Origin of the sequence: Maridesulfovibrio spiralis (SeqCode), assembly GCF_048571135.1 — a bacterium.
Taxonomy (GTDB): Bacteria; Desulfobacterota; Desulfovibrionia; order Desulfovibrionales; family Desulfovibrionaceae; genus Maridesulfovibrio; species Maridesulfovibrio spiralis.
In genome coordinates, this window is the sequence record NZ_CP182344.1 from 3404039 (window position 1) to 3424648 (window position 20610).

Genomic DNA, 20610 nt, shown 5'->3' on the forward strand with positions numbered 1-20610 from the left:
TTCCTCGCCTAAGCCTTGTTTTCAAGGCCTGTCCCGACAACAGTGTCCTCTTTGGTTTCAGAGTCCTGTGCCAGCTCACTCCACGAGGTCATCTCTCCGGCTTTTTCAGCGTCTTCCGCTTTCATCTCATCGATCTTTTTTAATACCGGTATGTAAGATCTTATCTTAGAAAAACTGTAGCGTACAATAATATATGACAAAATAAAAACAAATGAATAGCCCAGTGAAAATTTTGTAAAGGGTACTGTGTGAATGTCAATACCTGTAAAACGTGACTGCATCCAGCCCATGGCAAACGGTACAGGCCAGAGCGAAACAGCAAAAAGAGCGGCGTGGGAAAAGAAAACCTTGCCGAAGTATTCATTTGCCCATTTATTGGCGGATTTGAATGTGGCTTTTTCCTTATGACGGACGGCTTCCACGGAAATATTGTGCATGCGGGTCATTTTGCGGTTCAAGTCGGTGTAGTATTCCCTGTTCCAGACATAAATCAGGGCCATAGAGATTTCCCCGCCAAGTGTACACCACAAGGACATGACCGCAGTACCGAACCAGAATGCCGCAAGGGCAGGAAGGCCGATGCGGTAGGGTGCGATCAGAATGCTGTCTATAATCGGATATAATGACTCTATCATGTTTTAACCCCATTTAAAAAAGTAGTTTGAAAGTAGAGTACAGATGGGGAAACTTTCCATAAGTTTCCCCATCTGTAAATCGGGACAATTCTTAGAACGGGGGCAGCAGGCTGTAGCCGAGGAATCCTTTGGAGGAGTAGCGGATACCTACGTACAGTGCCAGTACAACGAAGAGGCGCTTGAGCCATACATCCGGGATGTACTTGGAAGTACGGGGGCCGATGAAGGAACCTACGAGGATACCGAGGAGTTCAACTCCGATGAGGGGCCAGAACACAGGGGTATCTTTGACAACCATGTAGGTGAAGACGGAGGTGGTCATACCGACGAGTACGGCCAGTGCGGAAGTACCTGCAACCAGATACATGGGCAGACCTGCAACACTGGTCAGGAAAGGTACGAGCAGGAATCCGCCGCCTACGCCGAGGAAGGAAGCGAGTGCTGCGATGATGAAACCACCGACAACGGGGATGAGGGGGTTGAAGGAGAACTCAACACCGTAGAAGGTGAATATGCACTTGGTCATGGAGAAGCTGACAACTTTAACGCCCATGGCGGCGGTATCAACTTTTCCACCTTCTTTTTCTTCCTTAATGGAAGCTTCGAAAGCCTTTGCTGCTTCTTTAGCCTGCTTTTTGCCGGCCTGTCCTTTGGGAGTGGTTTCGTAGAACAGGTAACAGCCGAGAGCGAGAACAAAGAGACCGAAGAATCCGATGTAGGATTTCAGGGAAATCTTACCGGCGGTAAGCCAGGGTACGAGGTAGGAACCGGCGATGGAACCTGCTGCAAGGGAAAGTCCCAGTGGCAGAACCAGACGGCCCATTTTGTAGTAGTTGAAGGAGGACATTGCCGCAGAAGTACCAACCAGCCACTGGTTGGATACGCGGATGGAGTCGGTTACCAGCTTGTTCATGACCGGAGAGGTCTTCTTGAAGGTGGAAGCATAGTTACCGAAACCGTAAATGGTGATGTGTCCAACACCGGCCATGATGCCGCCGAATGCACCGACAGTAGAGAAAATCCAACCAACCCAGATCGCCCATACGAAGCCGATTACGAGGTTGACGCTGGGGCCGCCGGGAATTCCGAGGAATCCGGGAGCCAGTTCTGTGTTGATTTGACCGGCTTCAGCACCTTTGGGTGTTGCGTTGATGGCATCTGCCAGACGGTCGGCGAAAGCGGGCTGGATGTATGCAACTACAGCCAATGCCGCGATAGCCAGGATCAAAAGGCTTTTGCGTGATTTAAACATAGTGTATCTCCTTGAGCGAAAGTTGGTTTTGCTGTGTCTGTCTTCTGCTTCCTCAACGGCTGTTGCTTCAGCCGTAGACCCATTCAGATTCAGATTGAACAGGAACAGCACCTTCATTCCTATTTATGTCTGCTCCCGGTATTGCTGTACCGGGAGCAGACTTGCTTTTTTAGTTTTCTTTTTTGAAGATAATCAGCGGGCAGTTCTTGCAGACGTCCTGACCGGGGAAGCCGTCACCGGGCTTGGTGATGGCGGAGCTGGCGAGCTCCATGCGGTCCATGAGTCTCTGAATCATTTTCTTGAATTTGGTGCCGGGGATCATGACGTTGATTTCGCCGCGTTCGGTTTTACCGGCGTTGTAGCTGCCGGAACATGCCGGAACCATATTGAATTCCTGCTCGTTGTAGGTGAACACGCAACCCGCACAGGCGGAGGAGTTCATGGTGATGTTCGGGCGCAGGGGATGGGTGTCGGTTGCTGCTGCGTAATCAACTGCAAAGTGATAAGCCTGCATGTTGTCACAGTAGAAATGAACAACGTCAGGCTCGAAAATTCCATCAATGGAACCGAGGGGGGCAACGGCGATACCGATCAGGTCTTCTTTGATGCGGGGCTTGCTGAGTACGAATTTTTCAGCCTGTTCCATGTCTACTACATACTTGGAGTGGCCTTTGATTTCGCCTTCATCCAGCTCTTTCCAGGCAAAAGCGTACTTTGCGTTACCGCAACCGAGACCGGCAACATCGGAGTAAACGGTCTGACCTTTCATACGGGCTGCGATTTCCCACTGACAGAAGGTCATGGGCTTGAGAGGTACATGGAATTCTGCTTTCTCTTTGAATTCATCAACCTCAGCCTGGTCGAAGAAATATTTCACGGCTACAGGATAATGATAAAGCCTCATTTCCTTCATCAGCAGTTCTTGAATCTCTTTGTAAGTCATAGTTCCTCCTAATTGTACTGATTTATAATTGATGAACACCGACCACGCTCGTCGGCAATTTTTTAACTGTCCTCTTATTTATGGCTCTGTGAAAAAAGAAACAATCAATTTTGATATAAAGAAAAAAATAACTTTTTTTCACATGATGAGGGCTCAATAAATGAGTTTTCAGGGTTTAATATTGTTATTTATTTCACAATTGTTTTATTATATTCAATTTTTTCAAAGCTTTAAATGTTGTATAGTCTTTTGCCCATAAATCTCCATAAGTTGCTTTTAGTTTCCATTATTAAAGTCTAGCGTCGTGTTGTCTAAAATTTCACTAGTATTCATCGGCGCATAGGGTTGCGGGGTTTTACATTTGTCGCTGATATGCCCTAAACTCCGGGCAGATCAATAGTATAAAAAATACGCGGCAGCTGAACCCCGGGAGGAAATATGGCCAAGTATAAAATTCATCCCATTGTAATGGGAACAAAGAGATTTGACAAAGGAATGATGACTTATCAGCATGATTACGGTCAGCCGTATATTATTCCCATTTATTGCTGGTATATTGAAGGCGGGGATAAAAAGATTTTGGTGGATACCGGAGAAATGCAGCCGATTATTTCTGAAGACCGCGAGGCGGATCTCGGCGGAAAGATATATACATTTGAAGAAGGGCTGAAAAAGTACGGTTTGAAGCCTGATGACATTGATATCGTTATCCATACCCATCTGCACAATGACCATTGCGAGAATGATTACAAATGCACAAATGCCAAGTTCTATGTACATAAGGCCGAACTTGAGCATGTGCATGACCCGCATCCCCTGGATTTCCGTTATCTGGAGGATTATGTGGAAGATGTGGAAGAAGCGGGGCAGGTGGTTGTATTGGATGGAGATTATGAAGTACTGCCCGGTATCCGTATGATGCACACCCCGGCCCATACTCCCGGCGGTATGACTGTCCTGATAGACACCGAAGGCGGGCTTGCGGCAATTACCGGGTTCTGTGTGATCATGGAGAATTTCAATCCTCCGCCGGAAGTGCGCGGTATGGAGATGGAAGTAATTCCTCCGGGGACTTCGGTAAATACATATGAGGCTTACAATATTATGCTTAAGGTTAAAGAAATGGCTGATATCCTGATTCCTTTGCACGAACCGGCTTTTGCAAAGGTGGATGTGGTGGAGGGAACTTGATATTTACCGAATAGGCTTTCACTATAAATCTCAGAATTTGAGATCGCCCATGAAGCAGCCTTCTTTTTGATTAGCAATTGCGTAAATCAAAAAGAAGGCTGCTTTAGTGTTATTTTTGTAGGGCAAGATGGGACAAGGCTTAAATAATACTGCAATTAAATTGTAAGCGTATAATTTGCGTAAAAAATATTTTCGATAACTTTGTTGCAGGTGAATCGCTTATCTAGTGTGTTGTTACTTTGGATAGCGAAATTGCAAACGGTTGTTGTTTCGCTTTATTTAAAGGTGCGCTGGTAATTTGTCCTGAAATAATTTAGTAATTGCTTACTAAAAAAGGAATTATAAGCAGTGGCTTTGCTCCAGGGGATTCCGATTCAGTGAACGAAAATTCACACCAGAGTGGTTTGAAATCGCATGGTGGGCGCGCTGAACATGGAAATGGGTCTAGCTGCAACTGCTTGTAATCAGTGTGAGGTTACGGGGAAGGTTGCTACTTTCCTGTTTGTTATGGTCCTTATTTTCTGGAGGTGTTGAGGTGAATTCTCTCGTTGTAGCCGGATTTTGTTTTGTGGGGTACATTATTGCGTACCATACTTATGGCAAATTTCTGGCAAAGAAAATTTTTCAGGTTGATGAGAACAAGATTTGTCCCAGTTGCGAGCTTGAAGACGGCAAAGACTTTGTTCCTACTAAAAAGGAAGTGCTTTTCGGGCACCATTTTACTTCTATCGCCGGACTTGGTCCTATCGTAGGTCCTGCGATTGCCATTATCTGGGGTTGGGTTCCCGCAGTACTCTGGGTTTTCTTTGGTGCAATTTTCATGGGTGCTGTGCATGACTTCGGTTCACTCGTAGTCAGCCTGCGTAATCAGGGCCGTTCCGTCGGTGACCTTGCAGCCGGACTGCTCAACCACCGCGTTCGTTCATTATTTCTGATCATCATTTTCTTTGAACTGCTGATCGTTATTGCCGTGTTCGCGTTGATTATCGCTATTCTGTTTAACATGTATCCCGCTGCTGTTATTCCGGTCTGGAGTGAAGTTCCTATCGCAATCGGTTTGGGTTGGCTCATGTACAAAAAGGGTGCTAACCATACCTTATGGTCTATCCTTGCTTTGGTGGCGATGTATGCATTTGTTGTGGTCGGTGTTTACCTGCCCTTCAAAATGCCCGCCATTGCCGGCATGAACCCCATCGTTGTCTGGACTCTGGTAATGCTGGTTTATGCGTTCATTGCATCCATCCTCCCGGTTACCACTCTGTTGCAGCCACGTGACTACATCAATGGACACCAGCTTTTCGTAGCTCTGATTCTGTTGGTTATCGGTGCTGTTGTTGCACATCCTGTTTTCGTTGCCCCGGCTATCGACCTTGATCCGCAGGGTGCGCCCCCAATGCTGCCTTTCCTCTTTGTTATCATCGCTTGCGGGGCGATTTCCGGCTTCCATTCTCTGGTCAGCTCCGGTACTTCCGCTAAACAGTGCGAGACCGAGCGCGACTCCCGCATGATCGGTTACGGTTCAATGCTCATGGAAGCGGCCCTGTCTATTCTGGTTATCGTTGCTGTCGGTGCAGGCCTCGGCCTTGGTAAACACACTGCTGACGGTCAGTTTCTGACCGGAACAGCGGCGTTTACCACCCACTATGCATCATGGGCTTCCGCAGCTGGCCTTGGCGCGAAGCTTGGCGCATTCGTTGAAGGTTCCGCTAACCTCATGGCCAGTTACGGCATTCCCGGTAATATTGCCCTCGCGATTATGGGCGTGTTTCTGGTCAGCTTCGCAGCAACTACTCTTGACAGTGCTACCCGTATTCAACGTTACGTAGTCGGTGAGCTTGCACAGGCCTACAAGATGCCTGCTCTTTCCGGTAGTGTTCCCGCAACACTCATCGCTGTAGGTACTGCTGCTGTACTCTGCTTTAACGGCGGTTTCTCCATCGATGCTCTCAAGAAGGGCGCACTGGCTCTCTGGCCGTTGTTCGGTACTGTAAACCAGCTTCTTGCCGCATTGGCATTGTTGATTATCACTGTTTATCTTGCCCGCAAGAAGGTGAAAGCCATCTATACCGGTATCCCCATGGTTTTTATGATTGCCATGACCGGTTGGGCAATGGTTTTCAACCTTCAGAAATTCTACGCCGGTGGCAAGTGGCTGCTTTTCGTAGTCGGTCTGATTGTCTTCGTGCTTGAGATCTGGATGATCGCTGAAACCTACCTGATCATGAAGAAGGTATACGGAGGCGAAGAAGGAGCCCAAGGGGCGACGGAAAACGCCTAGCGTTTCACCATAGCTAAATGTTTAAAGTCATCCCCCGGCAGCAGTAGTTGCCGGGGGATTTTTAGTGTACACTGGAAATGCCGGAATCATAGCAATTCACATCCTGTGGAGGGTGTCATGAAACTGGAAGAAAGAGCTACTAACATAACTAAGGGTAAGGCTGGAATTATCTGGAACTGGAATGCCAGGCATGTGTTGCTGGATAAGTTCAGGGCGTTTGAGTTCGTGAAACTGCTGGCCTATGTCTGGGTTCCATTTGCTCTTTTTTTGATTTCCCTTCCCTTGTTTGAAGGTAATTTTGATGAGATACCGATGATGTTTTATATTTCTGTGCTGGGGGTCGGTGGACTGGGGCTTTTATTTCTGGTCACTCTTATGCTGGTGGGACATGTATTCAGCTATCAGTTCGGTATTTCGGATAAATCTGTCTATTCAAGGATGTTCATCGGAAAGCTTGAAAATACCGCAGAGTTTATGACGGTTCTGGCAGCTCTGATAGAAAGTCCCGGGGCTATGGGAGCGGGTATGCTGGCCAAGGCAGACCAGTATGTTGAGATAAGCTTTGCTGATATGAAGAAGGTGAAATGCTACCCAGAGGATTACGTTATTAAATTCAAGGGGAAGTGGTATAGCAAGCCGTTTTATATGAATTGCCCGCCGCAGTTATACGATGAGATTGCGAAAAAGGTCCGGCGCGGACTGAAGGAGGCAAACAATGAATATTGTACCTTTAATTCAATTGGATAACATTTATTTACAATTCCAAACTTGACACAACTCGCTCATTGCTTCATTCCTGCAAACGCAGGCACGGCTTTTTCTTTGTTTATCCTGCTCGTATCAGACTCTTCTCCATAAAAGCCGAATAGGTCCAGTAAATTATTTCATATCAATACATTACCAGCAAACAACCACACATATCATGAATGTAATGATCACCGGGGCAACCGGATTGATTGGTTCACGGCTTGTTAAAATTCTTGCCGGGCAGGGATTCCGCATTAAAGCACTAGTACGCGATGAGAGCAGGGCGCGGGATCTGATTGATGGGCCTGTTGAATTTGTTCGCGGAGACCTTAACGACGAAGCCGCTATTGAAAAAGCATTGAGCGGCTGCGAATGTCTTTTTCATCTTGCTGCTGATTACCGTCTTTGGGTCCCGGACCCGGAAGTCATGACCCGTACCAATGTTGAGGGTACAAGGCTGCTGATGCGCAAGGCTCTTGAAGCCGGGGTAGAGCGCATAGTCTATACCTCCAGTGTTTGTGTGCTCGGTTGCAATACTGACGGCAGTTCGGTTGATGAAGAAGTTTCCTCAACTGTTGCGGACATGATCAGCCCTTACAAAAGATCCAAATTTCTTGCAGAAAAAGTGGTTATGGAGATGGTCCGTGATGAGGGATTGCCCGCTGTAATCGTGAATCCGTCTACTCCGGTCGGTCCGGGGGATTCGCGCCCGACTCCTACCGGGACCATGGTTCTTAATGCCGCCCGCGACGGGGGGCTCTTTTATGCCGATACCGGGTTGAATGTGGCCCATGTGGACGACATTGCCCTTGGGCATCTGCTGGCACTTAAGCATGGAAAGGTCGGGCGTCGGTACATCCTCGGCGGAGATAATATCAGTCTCAAGGATCTGTTCGCCATGACCGCACGTATTACCCATAAACCCGGGCCGAAGTTTAAAGTCCCGCAGGCAATTATGTATTCCGCCGGATTTATCGGGGAGCTGTTGGCAAAGCTGGGTCTGATCAAGAATCCTGTAGTGACCATGGACAGTGTGCGGATGGCATCAAAGAAAATGTATTACAGTTCCGACCGGGCTGAAAAGGAATTGGGCTATACCCACCGTCCGGCGGTTGAGGCTGTGCAGGACGCCGTAAGTTGGTTTAAGGAACGGCGGATGCTGAATTAATATTTCATGGGAAAGCCCCCGGTAACTATGTGGTTGCCGGGGGCTTTTGTGTTTGTAGCTGTCCGGGATTCTTTTCTTGGCGTTGCCGGAACTAATTGCTAAAAAGCAGAAGTCACTAAATCCAAAGGAGAAAATATGCGCGCTATATATTTTAAAGATGGGAAAATTGATTTCATTGAGCGGGAAAAGCCACAGCTTGGGCCGGGAGAGGCTTTGTTGAAAGTTCTAGTGGCTGGAATCTGCAATACCGATATTGAGTTGCATAAGGGCTATTACGGATTTTCCGGGATTCCGGGGCATGAATTTGTGGCAGTGGTCGAGGAATGCTCTGATAGGAAGGAGCTGGTCGGCAAGCGCGTGGTGGCGGATATAAATTGTCCGGTTGGGCCGTATGCAGGTGACCGCAGGCATGTTGCGGAGCGAACTGTGGTTGGAATTGTGAATCATGATGGCTGCTTTGCGGAGTACCTCAAAGTTCCGGCTGAAAATCTTTTTTTGGTAGCTGATAATGTTGCGGACCGGGATGCGGTTTTTGCCGAACCTTTGGCGGCCGGTCTGGAAGTGAGCCAGCAGATTCATGTGACCGGGGATATGAAGGTTATGGTCCTTGGTGATGGTAAGCTGGGTATTCTGACTGCATTGGCCCTCAAAATTTACAATCCGCATGTGCTGCTGGTCGGTAAGCATGAGGATAAGCTTGCCATTGCCGGGAAACAGGGAGTGGTGACCCATTGCATAAGTGATCCTGTCGAGCTGGGTGATCTGGCTGCGCAATGGGATAAATTTGACTTGGTTGTTGAGGCTACCGGAAGCGAGCAGGGCATTAATTACGCGCTTGATTTTGTGCGTCCGGAAGGAACCGTAGTCGCCAAGACAACTTCGCACCTGCCAAGTTCTATCAATCTTGCCAAGCTGGTGGTGGATGAGATTTCTATAGTCGGTTCCCGCTGTGGAGACATCGGGCTGGCCTTGAATGTGCTGGAGCAGGACATGGTTGATGTCAGCGGTTTGATTGATGCTGAATATGAGTTCTCTGATTTCAAGCAGGCATTCGAGCAGGCCATGCGTAAGGGGGCGAAGAAGGTTTTAGTTCGGATGTGCGGGGATTCAAAAGGGTAGTTCTTGTTAATTTTTCCAATATTAATGACGTCTTTGATTAATCATTAACTGTTTGGTTTAGCGTCGTTCCGTTATTTGATTTAGAAATCAGTTGAATGCTTGACTTGTTGGTTGTTTGGCAATATTACCAAGTCGTTGTTCGAGCTTGGCGATTTTGCCAAATAACCATATTCATACGGTTGAGGTCTGAAAATGAAAGCTCTTAATGAAGCTGTTGCGGAAATGGATTTCGATTTTTTGAGTTCCGGCGAACATACCATGAGCGTTGAAGGCATGCGTAAGGTGCTGGGAAATGAAAATAGCGAAGTGGTTTTTCTTGATGTTCGCTCCGATAAGGAACTGGAGTATGTAGTGCTCCCGTTCGCCAAGCATATCCCGCTCTGTGAATTGCCTGCGCGACTTGATGAACTGCCGAAGGATAAGTTGATCGTAGCCTATTGCTCCACAATTTTTCGTTCTGCAGTGGCCTATACTCTGCTGCGTGCGCACGGCTTTGAGCAGGTCAAGGGTATGGCTGCTACCATCGAAGATATCATCGGTGCTTTCAAGCCCGGTCCTCTGGGTAAAATGTAGTCATGGACATGTTGACTCTGGGCATCACTGTTGCTTCATTTGTGCTGAGTTTCATTTTCGCGCTCGGCGGGGTGGGGTCGGCTTTGGTGCTTATTCCCACGCTGACATGGATGGGAGTGCCGTTCAATCTGGCCCGTCCCACCGGTCTTTTTGTGAATGCCGTCAGCATGCTCGGGGCGACTTATTCGAACATCAGGGAAAAGCGTCTTGATTTCAGGCTGGGGATTCCTATTGTGGTTGCCTCGGTTGTCATGGCCCCAGTTGGCGCATGGATCGGTCATTATCTGCCGTTGAAAGCTTTGATGGTTATCTTCATCTGCTTCCTGTGTTTTTCAGGGTCGATGATGCTGTTTTTCAAGGCTTCCAAGTATAAGGATCAGTTTCGTGAAGATCGACCATTCAGCGGTCCCTTTCTGGTCGGGATTTTGGCCGGGCTTATCTCCGGTCTGCTTGGTGTCGGTGGTGGGGGAGTTATTTCTCCGCTGATGATTATGCAGGGATTTAATCCCAAGAAAGTAGCAACCGTTACCGCTTTTGCTGTGCCGTTTTCATCTATAACTGCGTTTGCGGCTTATGCCATGATGGGGTCGGTTTCCATCAGGCTGCTTGTTTTTGCCGGACTTGCCGCTTGGGCAGGTGGTTATCTGGGAACAAAGGTCATGCATGCGAAGATGAAGCCTACAACTGTTAAAAAATTTCTCGGCGGGATTATCATTCTGCTGGGTTTAAAACTGCTATGGTCTGTTGTTTTGAATTAATAATCTAAACATTAATTCCATAGGATTTGTGAACTTCCTCCTCGGTAAAACGGGGAGGATTTTTTTTTGCCTATTTTTCAAAAAGTCCAAAGGGCGGACCTGATTCCTCTGATTCAGGTCCGCCCTCACAATTACCTTATAGCTAAAGGAGGACGAAAAATGAAAGAAATCAAGGCAGAAACACTCGCCGCGCTTTATCCGCTGGAGACGCGGCGAACAATTAGAAACTATGCGGCCTTCATTCAGGAGCATCCAGACTGGTTGGAAACAGGGAATTCACTTCTTGATTACAAGAGACGGAAAGTGAGTCCGATTTACATCGAGTCGGTTAAAGCCTGCACAAAAAATTGCGGTGAAGCTGAATGATCGGTTCAATTTTCGATCTCGGGTCGACCATTATCGACAAAATCTGGCCTGATGCAGGGGAGCGGGAAAAGGCCAAGCTCCGGCTCATGGAATTGCAGAACCGGGGTGAGCTTGCCGACCTTGAAGCACGGGTTCAGATCATGCTGGCGGAGATGTCCGGCAACTGGCTGCAACGTTCATGGCGTCCGGTCCTGATGCTGACCATCATTGCTATCGTGGCTAACAACTACCTTCTCTATCCATACCTTGCACTGTTCTGGCAGAAGGCTCCGCATCTTGAGCTGCCCACGCAGTTGTGGTCGCTCATGGAGCTTGGTCTTGGCGGGTATGTAGTCGGGCGCAGTGCCGAGAAGGTTGCAAAAACATGGAGGGACAAAAATGGTTGAGGAAAGGAGTGAATTACAGGATCTGCTCATCCGCATAGACGAGCGGGTTAAATCTATTCAAGAGGATATTGCCGAGATTAACGGGGCAAGGCGTTGCCATACCCATGCTGAGAAGTTCCGCAATCTTGAGCGGGCTGTCTGGGGAACTGCGGCGGTTGTGGCCGGGGTGGCCGGGCGTGTGGCCTACGAAGCTTTCAAATGACCGGGGCAGCAATACCGTCTGACCTTCTGGTATGGATAGGTGGATTTTTCGCGCGCAGCGCATCAACGAATGTGTTTAGGAGAAAGCAGTGACCAAAAATGAAGTCATTAAAAAACAGAAAGAGGAGCTGGACCGGTTCCGGGAAGTATTCGCACTGGCAGTGGAAGGCGATGATTCTGACATGGTTAAGGACCTGAAAGCCAAGCTGGACATCATGCACAAACGTCATGACATGGAACGCAAGGCATGGGGCATCGGTGAAACTAAAAAGGAGGGGACAGCCAAAGGCAGGAAGACAAGCCGCGCTATCAGCCCGGAACTAAGGGAGAAACTTGATGAAGTTTACGGATCTGGCCAGCGCAAATAAATGGTACGCCGACATCCTGCGTGAAGCCGAGGAATGCAAGCAGCCGCTGCAAGTAATGGCTGAGCTGGGCCGCAATGATCTTTTCTTTTTGCTGACCAGATTGCTGGGCCGTGCGGACGCGAATAATGAATGGGTTCTCGCACGCTGCCGTGAAGTACAGGCCAAACCTGACGGACACCTCGATCTCTGGTCCCGTGAGCATTACAAATCAACCATCATCACTTTCGCACTGACCGTGCAGGACATTTTGCGCAACCCGGAAGTCACAGTTGGAATTTTCAGCCACACCCGTCCTGTCGCAAAAGGTTTCCTGCGTCAGATCAAGCAGGAGTTCGAGCGGAACGAACTACTCAAGCAGTGCTACCCGGATGTGCTTTGGGAAAATCCCAAGAAGGACTCGCCCAAATGGTCCGAGGAAGACGGGATTACCGTCAAACGCAGATCCAATCCCAAAGAAGCGACAGTGGAAGCCTGGGGACTGGTGGACGGACAGCCAACGGGCAAACATTTTTCACGGCTTATTTATGATGATGTCGTGACCCGAGAATCAGTTTCCTCGCCGGATATGATTTTCAAGACCACCGAGGCATGGGCCTTGTCCATAAACCTCGGAACCCGTGAAGGCATTAAGCGGTACATCGGAACCCGTTATCATTTTAACGATACCTACCGCGAAATGATGAAGCGTGAAGCGGCAATTCCCCGCATTTATCCCGCAACATCGGACGGGACCATGGAAGGGGAACCTGTACTGCTCAACAAAGAACAATTACAGACCAAGCGGCGTGAAATGGGACCGTATGTTTTCGGTTGCCAGATGATGCAGGACCCGCGCGCGGACGATGTGCAGGGGTTTCGTGAAGAGTGGATCAGCCGTTGGGACCCCCGTGACAGCAGGGGCAGATCTCGGTGGCAGCAGTTCAACCGCTATCTGCTGGTGGACCCGGCAAGCGAGAAAAAAGCCGGTAGCGATTATACGGTTATGCTGGTTGTCGGGCTGGGTCCGGACCGGAATTATTACCTTATAGACGGCATCCGGGACCGTTTGAACCTTACCGAGCGGGCGCGGGCCTTGTTCCGGCTGCACCGGGCTTATTCTCCGCTGGCAGTGGGGTATGAAAAATACGGCCAGCAGGCTGATGTGGAGCACATGCGCTACGTGATGAATGAGCAGAATTACCGTTTTGCCATTGATCCACTGGGCGGGAATGTGCCCAAAGTAGACCGTATCCGCAAGCTGGTTCCTCTCTTTGAGCAATCGCGGTTCTACCTGCCGTGGCAGGCGCGGTTCATGGATCATCAGGGCCGGGAGCGCGACCTTGTGCGCGAGTTTATTGATGATGAATATCTGGCGTTCCCTGTGGCTGCGCATGATGACATGCTTGATTGCATGGCCCGTATTTTAGATCCCGCATTGGGTGCTGTTTTCCCCAAGGAGCAGCATGTGCTGGAACAGCAGGAAGATATGCAGGGCTTGATGGATTACGACATTTTCACAGGAGCGGGCTGATGTACGGTTTTGAAGTTGATGGAGGTTTTATCTTCTACAAATTCAATGACTTTGATGGAACCGAGTCGCTTAGCGACGGACATTTGCGCTGGTTCTGGGAAATCATGTGTGGAGCAGGGCAGATTCCAGTGATCTTTTATGATGGCTCAGTAGAAACTTTCCGTGAATTTCAGGGGTTGGTATCTCGCGAAGACCAGCATTTCTTTTTCGGTTTTAAAGATCAAAAACCGGCCGGACTTTTCTGGCTGAACGGATTCAGCCCCAAGTCCTGCTTTGTGCATCTGGCAATCATGCCTGAATTTCACGGCAGGGGTACTTTGCAGATGGGGCGCGGGGTATTGCGTCATTTATTGTCAGCTTCTGACGTGTCGGGTGAATATATATTCGACTGTATAAAGGGTTTGATACCGACGGTTAACCCATTGGCCTGTCGCATGGCCGAAAGGTCCGGGTTCATTAAGGCGGGAGTTCTCCCGCAGGCCGCATACAATGCGGCAGCAGATAAAAGTGTGGATGCTGCAATTTTTTTTGCGGTCAGGAATAAAGAGGACCAAGAGTCCGCAACAGAAATTTCTAAACAAGGAGAATGATTATGGGAGGCGGAGGAGGAAAAGCACCTTCAGCACCAGTTTCACCGCCACCGGCACCCCCGGTGGCCCCACCCCCGGAAGCACCGAAGATGGAAGACATCGGCAAAAGCGAGCAGGAGCTTCGGGCCAGGAAGATGCGCGAAATGGAGCGCATGAAAAAAGGCCGCAGTGCCACAGTTCTCACCGGAGGACAGGGCGATACCGGGCAGCTGGCAACGGCAACCCAGAATCTGCAGGCCCAAAAGACCAAGCTAGGTCAGTAGGGGGAGTGCATGCCTAACTATTACAGGCCGGACCTGCCTAAAGCTGAGGAAGGCCAACCGCAGGTCTGGTTTGATAACGGTTCTCCCGGGTTTAACGGCTATTACAAATGGCACCGTTATACCTACGGGACCAATCCTTCATCAAACAACAGAGGGCTGAATGCCCCGGCTGATTGGCGGGTTCCCGAAGATTGGACTTTTTCGTCTGGAACAGGGCACTGGTATACGCCTACAGAAATGAAGGATGCCGGATTTAACCGAATTAACGGGGACTGGCTGCATCCTAATGATATCCGCCAGCGCGAAGTTGAACGTCAGAATGCAGAGTTCGATGCCAGTCTCGCAGCGCGTAAGAAAAGCCAATCCCGTATGCGCAAGGTGCATGCTCTTGGCCGCAAAGCAACCATCCTGACCGGACCGGACGGAGTGGTGGCAAAGGCCGAGGTCGGCAAGGAAGTTTTAGACCGTTACGAAGGAGTAATGAAATGACCGAACATCGTTGTCCGGTTTGCCGCAGACTGCTGCTGAAGGGCAAAGTAATTGAAGTGCAGGTGAAGTGCCCAAAGTGTAAGAAGATGGTGCGGATTGTTGAGGAAGATAGAACATGAAACATGTAGAAAGTAGTCAATATTTGCAGCGGCTGCAAAGTTTGCGGCAGGAGCGCAGCAGCTGGGAATCGCATTGGCAGGAAATCAGCGATTACATTCTGCCACGTAAAGGGGTTTATGCCGGACACCGCCCGAATGACGGCGGTGTCAGGTCCGGCAAGATTATTGATTCGACCGCAACAAGGGCCTTACGCATTCTTGCGGCGGGCTTGCAGGGCGGATTGACCTCCCCGGCCAGACCGTGGTTCAGGCTAGGTATTGCTGACCGAGATCTCGCACGGCATAAGTCTGTGCGGGAATGGATTTCCAAGGTTGAGAGTGCCATGTATCGTGCCTTGGCTCGCAGTAATTTTTATTCCTGCATCCATTCTCTTTACACAGAGCTGGCTGGATTCGGGACCGGGATTCTTTATTGTGAACCGGACGATGACAGTGGGATACGGTTCAGGACATTGACCGCAGGGGAATATTGCCTCACCACGGACGCGCAGGGCAGGGTGGACTCGGTTTACCGTGAATTCAAGATGACTGCCCGTCAGTTGGAAAAGCGTTTCGGTAAGGATAATCTGCCTGCATCGGTGCACACCAGTCTGGGGGCGAACCGTGATCACTGGTTTGACGTCTTGCATGTGGTTCAGCCGCGTGACGAGTTTGATGTTGAGCGCATGGATGCGCTGAATATGCCGTTTGAGTCGGTATTTCTGCTCAATGGGCGCGGTGGGCATGTGCTATCCGAAAGTGGTTTTGCGGAGAATCCGTATATGGCTCCGCGCTGGGATACTGCGGCGATGGATGTTTATGGACGTTCTCCGGCAATGGATGTGCTGGCCGACGTGAAGATGCTCATGGAGATGAGCAAGAGCCAGATTCAGGCCGTTCATCTGACTCTGCGCCCGCCTATGAAGGTTCCTTCCATGTATTCAAGGCGGCTGAACCTGTTGCCTGGTGGACAGAACCCGGTGGAGCAGAATCAGCAGGATTCGGTTTCCCCGCTATATCAGGTTCGCCCAGATCTGGCCGGAGTCAGCACTAAAATTCAGGATGTGCGCACAGCCATTCGCGAAGGGTTTTATAATGACATTTTCATGATGATGGCAGGGTCCAACCGCAGGAATATTACTGCAGCCGAGGTTGCAGAGCGTCATGAAGAAAAATTGATCCAGCTTGGCCCAGTTATTGAGCGTCAGCATACGGAGTTGCTTGATCCGCTTATTGACCGGATTTTCGGTATCTTGAACCGTTCAGGCCAGTTGCCGGAAGCTCCTTCAATCCTTGAAGGTGCGGATATCAAAATTGATTATATTTCAGTGCTGGCGCAGGCCCAGAAAATGGTTGGAACCCAGTCTATCCAGTCTCTGGCTCAGTTTGTTGGTAATCTGGCACAGGCTAATCCCGAAGTGCTGGACAAAGTGGATATGGACCGTGCTGTAGATGATTTTGCCGAATTGATAGGTGTCCCTAACGGCATAGTTCGCTCCGGCGATGAGGTGGAAAAATTCAGAAATATGCGCAGGCAGGCAGAGCTTAAACAAAAGCAATTGCAACAGAATCTGCAAGCGGCTTCCTTGGGGTCGGGGATAGTCAAGGATTTAGCTAATTCTGGACTGAGCCTGGAACAGATGCAGGGTGTGGTCGATCAGGCCGGGGTCATGATGCAAACATAATTTAAAAGCGGGGTCGTAATGGCTCCGCTTTTTTTATATGAGTGTTAAATTAAAATTTTGCTTTAAAATAGTTGGTTAATTTGGCTGGGGAGAATGCTGGATCAATCCTGTTGATTTTATAAGGAATAATTTTTAAGACGAGAATTATTTAATTATCGTATGTGGCGGTCTCAAGTGTTGATGTACTTGACTTTTTTAGATTATTTGTGCTTTCTATGGATAGGGGTTATCTGAGAAATTATATTCATTGAAAGGATTTATGAATGCTGGTTCTGACCGACTTAACTAGATTTAATGATAGCGACAATGTTTGCATGGCCTTACTGGATGAGGACGATTGTACCTGTTACCGTCCGCTGCCTTATGAAGACATGGCTTTTGTAGAGTTCCGTAATATACGGCCCGGAATGATTGTTTCTGCCGATGTTGTTAAGCAGGACGAAATAAATTGCCCTCATGTTGAGGACTGCAGTTTTGAAAATGATGTCTGGCTGGATTGTGTTGATGAACAGACATTCCGGAATTTACTCGAAAGAAGTGCGGTAGATTCCATAAATGAGGCCTTTGATGGAATTGTGACTTCGAAAAATAGATGTGTACCTGCAGATTCGCCATGTGCCTGCTCAATTAGAACTATCCGCGTTGATGCTAAGTCCGTCAGCGTTTCAGTGATTGATGCCGGGGATGATATTAAATTGAGGCTTGGTTTTAAAGATAAGGGCGGGGAGAAATTCCGTCTCACTCCCATTGCAGATCTTTATTTCCACCGTATGGCTATGGAATATGTAACACAGGACCGCCTTGATGAGCTTGAAGCTCTGCTCGCCGGAGGGGATGAAGTCTATATCCGCGCCGGACTGAGCAGGCTTTATGAGAGTAAAAGTGGTAGGCAGGGGTTTTGGATGCAGGCTAATGGTGTTTACATTTTTCCGGGTTATTCGCCCGACTAGTTCTCGGTTTTAGACTCGTTTTTTTTTGATTTTCTTAGGCAGAATGCCGCAAGACATAAGTTGAAAATCAGACTGATTCCCAAAAGGGCCTTGATTGTATTGCCGGCCTGCAAATAATTTTCTCCTGTTTTGCCAGCCAGAGTGTTGTCGTCAGATTCAGCAACATCCACATTAAAAAAAAGCTTATGCCCGAGGCCCCCGTCGACTTCTACTTTCCATATTCCTGCACTGTCCGGGAGAAATGAAAAAACACCGTTTTGATCGGTGCGTCCGTTTTGAAATTCAATTTCGTCATTTTTTGGGGCATAGACCAGAACTTCTCCGTAAGCGATAGGGTCGCCGGTGGAAAAATGTGATTTGAATGTCACTGTCGGTGAAGTTTCCAACATATCATAAGAAACTCCATGTGCCCATGCAATATTGCCGGAATAGATGATCCCGGCCGTGAAAATGATCACGGCCGGGATTATTTTTTTATACAACATTTATTTAACTTCGAAGACCAGCACGGAGCGCATTACGTGGCTGTCGTAGTCCGGGTTTGAAGTTTTATCTACATGTTGAACTCGAACCATCCATGTGCCGGGCGCGGTGATCTTAAGTTTGGTAATACCGTTGCCGTAAGGCTCTGTGAAGTAAGCAAAGGTATTCGGGGTCTGTGAGAACCCATCGTATGTCGCAGCCATGCTTTCTACGGAAACGGGCTTACCGTCCAGTAAGGTCTGGAACTCGATCTCCTGACCGACCTCAGCTTTGGTGGGGTCACTCATTGGGATGATTTCAAGACGCTGACCGAGTACCTTGTTATAACTACCGTCAGCCCTTCCAACATTAACGAGAGTTTTACAGAATTTTTCATATTTGCCGCTACGGATGACACCTTTGAGTCCTTTTTTCGACTGCTGCTTCCAGCCCTTGGTTGTCTGAGTCCAGATCATGCCTTTGCGGTGTCCGGCAATAATCGCAGTACCTTCTGCTTCAGGTTTAATCTGACCGTCCAGGGTCATCAGCATTTTATTTTCTGCAAGGTTCAGCTGAGTGGTTTTGCCATCCAAGAACAGCTTGGTTTCAACTTGATCGATAGGTTCCATTTCTTCACTGATCATAAACACATGTGCTGATACAATGCTGAAAGGTACTACGTGATCTTTCGCAACAGTCAACTGTACAGGTTTAATGATGAATTCGTGGGCAAATGCAGTTGAGCAGCACATCGCCACGAGTAGAAAGGAGAGAACTAGTGAGATTCGTTTGAGACATTTCATGATAAACTCCAACTATAAAGTGTAGATTGATTGTTGCTTCGTGCTACGTATTTAAAAAGCATATGTCAATATTAAAATTAAATGTAAAAATATGCTTGATGATGGTTGCAGTGGGGGTGTAAAACCGAGTTGGAGCTATCTTGTTGGACTAGTTAATTTTGTTAGGGCCAAAAAAAATCCCCTGCTGATTGCTCAGCAGGGGATTTCAGGTAGTCGGGAGCTGTGAAATTAAAACTTCACATATAAACGTACACCGGACATGTAGAATTTGTTTTTAGGTTCTTTAAACGTGCCGGCGCTAATTGTATCTTTTTCAGAATCTTCGATATGCCAGTAACGGAAGTATGGCTCCATACCCAAGGAGTAGCTATCAAAGTCGTGTTCAAGAAAGGCAGAAATGCGTCCACCAGCACCGGATGCAAATTCCTGTGTGTTGTTGACATCATCGTAAGTGGGGCCGACATCAGTAAGCATGCTTTTGACTTCGCCGCCAAGCAGGAGATCGCCTTCCAAAGTTCCGCCGATGGACCAGCCGTCGTTTAAGCGGGTTACCAGATTAACACCTACCGGCAGGTAGACCTGTTTAATCTGACGTTCATAGCCACCGGTGGTTTTAATGTCGTCATTCCAGTAGCGGGCAGCAATACCGATGTAGGGAGTAACTCCGGTTTCTTCGAAATCAAATCCCATACCGACAGTCGCACGTCCGCTGATAAAGTAATCATCAGTGTCGCACTCAAGCGAGGTGCCGTCGGATCTCTTACCGTTATAGCGCAGTCCCCCGGCGAGACCTTCAAATTCGGCATTAAGCATGACGTTGTATTCGGTAAAATATCCAGTCCAAGCAGCAAAGCCGCCATTAAGGAAGCCCTTTTCATGCATTACATCGGGTTCATCGTAATACATATACATCCCCTCATAGCCCAGCTTGAATTCACTGGTAGGGAAGAGTTCCTTTTCTGCAGCAAATGCAGAACTGGAAATAAGCAACAGGCCGACAATGAGAAATATTAATTTGTTTTTAAGCATGAGTACATGAACATTTGGATTAAAGATTCTGCTTCACTATGAATATCAACCTCATCCGGGAAAAACTGGGAGTATTGGGCAAGCCCAAGGAGTATTGAAAAGTATTGTGCCGCTGCAACAGCAGGCTTGATATCTTCACGGAAAGTGCCATCCTGTTGCCCTTCTGAAATAATTTTTTCCGTTCGTTTAATGAATTTGTATTCATATTCCCGGAATTTTAATTTGAAGGGCATCAGTTCTTCTGACCACTCGGTTTTATTGAACATAATTCCAAAGGCTGCGCGGAAGTCTTCATTACGTCCGGCGTGCTCTATCCATACTCTCATCAAGCCGCCTATCATTTCTTTAGGTGACAGGTCTTCTTCAAATTTGCTGAAGAGCAGGTCACGAACAGGCATGAAAGCATAGTCGAAAAGTTTTTCGAATAGATCCGTTTTATTCTTAAAATGCCAATACACGGCTCCACGGGTAACCCCTGAGTCTTCGGCAATGTCTTGCAGGGTGGTCTTGGCGTATCCTTTTTCGCTGAATACTTTAAAGGCCGAGGCAAGTAGTGCTTGGCGTGTTTTTTCAGCCTCTTCTTTGGTCTTTCTGGCCATGTGAGTTCCTGTTTTTGTTTATATTTAGCACATTCGGTTAATGTATTTTAAATACAGTTTGAGACCGGAAAAGTCCAGCTGTGCATGTAAACGCTCTCGCTTTGAAAACAGAATAGGCTTTATTAGAAATATATGCTTTGATTAAAA

25 protein-coding genes are annotated in these 20610 nt (G+C 48.2%); 18 read left to right on the forward strand and 7 right to left on the reverse strand.

Annotated elements, in window-relative coordinates; all coding sequences use genetic code 11:
* Positions 1–8: 8 nt before the first annotated feature.
* The 3 genes from ACNI29_RS15235 to ACNI29_RS15245 all read right to left on the reverse strand — a co-directional run bounded on the left by ACNI29_RS15235 (position 9) and on the right by ACNI29_RS15245 (position 2830).
* Complete coding sequence (locus ACNI29_RS15235) at positions 9–635, reverse strand: hypothetical protein (protein ID WP_419779227.1); 627 nt, start codon at positions 633–635, stop codon at positions 9–11.
* Positions 636–726: 91 nt separating this feature from the next.
* Positions 727–1887 (reverse strand): sulfite exporter TauE/SafE family protein, encoded by a 1161-nt coding sequence (locus ACNI29_RS15240; protein WP_419779228.1) that lies wholly within the window; start codon positions 1885–1887, stop codon positions 727–729.
* Between the two features lie 169 nt (positions 1888–2056).
* Positions 2057–2830 carry a DUF169 domain-containing protein gene (locus ACNI29_RS15245; RefSeq protein WP_419779229.1) on the reverse strand — a complete coding sequence of 258 codons (774 nt, stop codon included), beginning with the start codon at positions 2828–2830 and terminating at the stop codon, positions 2057–2059.
* Between the two features lie 438 nt (positions 2831–3268).
* Here ACNI29_RS15245 and ACNI29_RS15250 point away from each other — a divergent pair, with 438 nt between their 5' ends.
* From ACNI29_RS15250 to ACNI29_RS15335, 18 genes are all read left to right on the forward strand, one after another.
* On the forward strand, positions 3269–4021 hold the full coding sequence (locus ACNI29_RS15250; RefSeq protein WP_419779230.1) for an N-acyl homoserine lactonase family protein: 753 nt from the start codon (positions 3269–3271) through the stop codon (positions 4019–4021).
* Positions 4022–4556: 535 nt separating this feature from the next.
* A complete protein-coding gene (locus tag ACNI29_RS15255; RefSeq protein WP_419779231.1) occupies positions 4557–6299 on the forward strand; it encodes a carbon starvation CstA family protein in 1743 nt (580 codons plus the stop codon).
* A gap of 117 nt (positions 6300–6416) precedes the next feature.
* A complete protein-coding gene (locus ACNI29_RS15260) occupies positions 6417–7046 on the forward strand; it encodes a hypothetical protein (RefSeq protein WP_419779232.1) in 630 nt (209 codons plus the stop codon).
* A gap of 175 nt (positions 7047–7221) precedes the next feature.
* Positions 7222–8214, forward strand: coding sequence for a hopanoid-associated sugar epimerase (hpnA, locus tag ACNI29_RS15265; RefSeq protein ID WP_419779233.1), 993 nt, complete (start codon positions 7222–7224; stop codon positions 8212–8214).
* A 135-nt stretch (positions 8215–8349) separates the two neighbouring features.
* On the forward strand, positions 8350–9333 hold the full coding sequence (locus ACNI29_RS15270) for an MDR/zinc-dependent alcohol dehydrogenase-like family protein (protein WP_419779234.1): 984 nt from the start codon (positions 8350–8352) through the stop codon (positions 9331–9333).
* 192 nt (positions 9334–9525) lie between these two features.
* Entirely contained in the window at positions 9526–9906 is a 381-nt protein-coding gene (locus ACNI29_RS15275) for a rhodanese-like domain-containing protein (protein WP_419779235.1), read from the forward strand.
* A 2-nt stretch (positions 9907–9908) separates the two neighbouring features.
* Entirely contained in the window at positions 9909–10664 is a 756-nt protein-coding gene (locus ACNI29_RS15280; RefSeq protein ID WP_419779236.1) for a sulfite exporter TauE/SafE family protein, read from the forward strand.
* 159 nt (positions 10665–10823) lie between these two features.
* Positions 10824–11030, forward strand: coding sequence for a hypothetical protein (locus ACNI29_RS15285; protein ID WP_419779237.1), 207 nt, complete (start codon positions 10824–10826; stop codon positions 11028–11030).
* A complete protein-coding gene (locus tag ACNI29_RS15290; protein WP_419779238.1) occupies positions 11027–11416 on the forward strand; it encodes a holin family protein in 390 nt (129 codons plus the stop codon). The genes ACNI29_RS15285 and ACNI29_RS15290 overlap by 4 nt, the downstream gene beginning before the upstream one ends.
* On the forward strand, positions 11409–11618 hold the full coding sequence (locus tag ACNI29_RS15295; RefSeq protein WP_320175227.1) for a hypothetical protein: 210 nt from the start codon (positions 11409–11411) through the stop codon (positions 11616–11618). Before ACNI29_RS15290 ends, ACNI29_RS15295 begins: the two co-directional genes overlap by 8 nt.
* A gap of 88 nt (positions 11619–11706) precedes the next feature.
* Positions 11707–11985, forward strand: coding sequence for a hypothetical protein (locus ACNI29_RS15300; RefSeq protein ID WP_419779239.1), 279 nt, complete (start codon positions 11707–11709; stop codon positions 11983–11985).
* Complete coding sequence (locus tag ACNI29_RS15305; protein WP_419779240.1) at positions 11954–13495, forward strand: hypothetical protein; 1542 nt, start codon at positions 11954–11956, stop codon at positions 13493–13495. The genes ACNI29_RS15300 and ACNI29_RS15305 overlap by 32 nt, the downstream gene beginning before the upstream one ends.
* Positions 13495–14085, forward strand: a complete 591-nt coding sequence (locus ACNI29_RS15310) for a GNAT family N-acetyltransferase (protein ID WP_419779241.1) — start codon at positions 13495–13497, stop codon at positions 14083–14085. The genes ACNI29_RS15305 and ACNI29_RS15310 overlap by 1 nt, the downstream gene beginning before the upstream one ends.
* A 62-nt stretch (positions 14086–14147) precedes the next feature.
* Positions 14148–14348, forward strand: coding sequence for a hypothetical protein (locus ACNI29_RS15315; RefSeq protein WP_419779242.1), 201 nt, complete (start codon positions 14148–14150; stop codon positions 14346–14348).
* Between the two features lie 9 nt (positions 14349–14357).
* Entirely contained in the window at positions 14358–14837 is a 480-nt protein-coding gene (locus ACNI29_RS15320; RefSeq protein ID WP_419779243.1) for an aminobutyrate aminotransferase, read from the forward strand.
* On the forward strand, positions 14834–14956 hold the full coding sequence (locus ACNI29_RS15325) for a Com family DNA-binding transcriptional regulator (RefSeq protein WP_419779244.1): 123 nt from the start codon (positions 14834–14836) through the stop codon (positions 14954–14956). The genes ACNI29_RS15320 and ACNI29_RS15325 overlap by 4 nt, the downstream gene beginning before the upstream one ends.
* Positions 14953–16620, forward strand: coding sequence for a portal protein (locus tag ACNI29_RS15330; RefSeq protein ID WP_419779245.1), 1668 nt, complete (start codon positions 14953–14955; stop codon positions 16618–16620). The genes ACNI29_RS15325 and ACNI29_RS15330 overlap by 4 nt, the downstream gene beginning before the upstream one ends.
* A gap of 263 nt (positions 16621–16883) precedes the next feature.
* Positions 16884–17570 (forward strand): hypothetical protein, encoded by a 687-nt coding sequence (locus ACNI29_RS15335; protein ID WP_419779246.1) that lies wholly within the window; start codon positions 16884–16886, stop codon positions 17568–17570.
* Here the strand turns inward: ACNI29_RS15335 and ACNI29_RS15340 are convergent.
* From ACNI29_RS15340 to ACNI29_RS15355, 4 genes are all read right to left on the reverse strand, one after another.
* A complete protein-coding gene (locus ACNI29_RS15340) occupies positions 17567–17959 on the reverse strand; it encodes a hypothetical protein (protein ID WP_419779247.1) in 393 nt (130 codons plus the stop codon). The genes ACNI29_RS15335 and ACNI29_RS15340 overlap by 4 nt on opposite strands.
* 96 nt (positions 17960–18055) lie before the next feature.
* Complete coding sequence (locus tag ACNI29_RS15345; RefSeq protein WP_419779248.1) at positions 18056–18835, reverse strand: DUF4198 domain-containing protein; 780 nt, start codon at positions 18833–18835, stop codon at positions 18056–18058.
* 228 nt (positions 18836–19063) lie between these two features.
* Positions 19064–19864 carry a hypothetical protein gene (locus ACNI29_RS15350; RefSeq protein ID WP_419779249.1) on the reverse strand — a complete coding sequence of 267 codons (801 nt, stop codon included), beginning with the start codon at positions 19862–19864 and terminating at the stop codon, positions 19064–19066.
* Positions 19846–20463, reverse strand: coding sequence for a TetR family transcriptional regulator (locus tag ACNI29_RS15355; protein ID WP_419779250.1), 618 nt, complete (start codon positions 20461–20463; stop codon positions 19846–19848). Before ACNI29_RS15355 ends, ACNI29_RS15350 begins: the two co-directional genes overlap by 19 nt.
* Between the last annotated feature and the right edge of the window lie 147 nt (positions 20464–20610).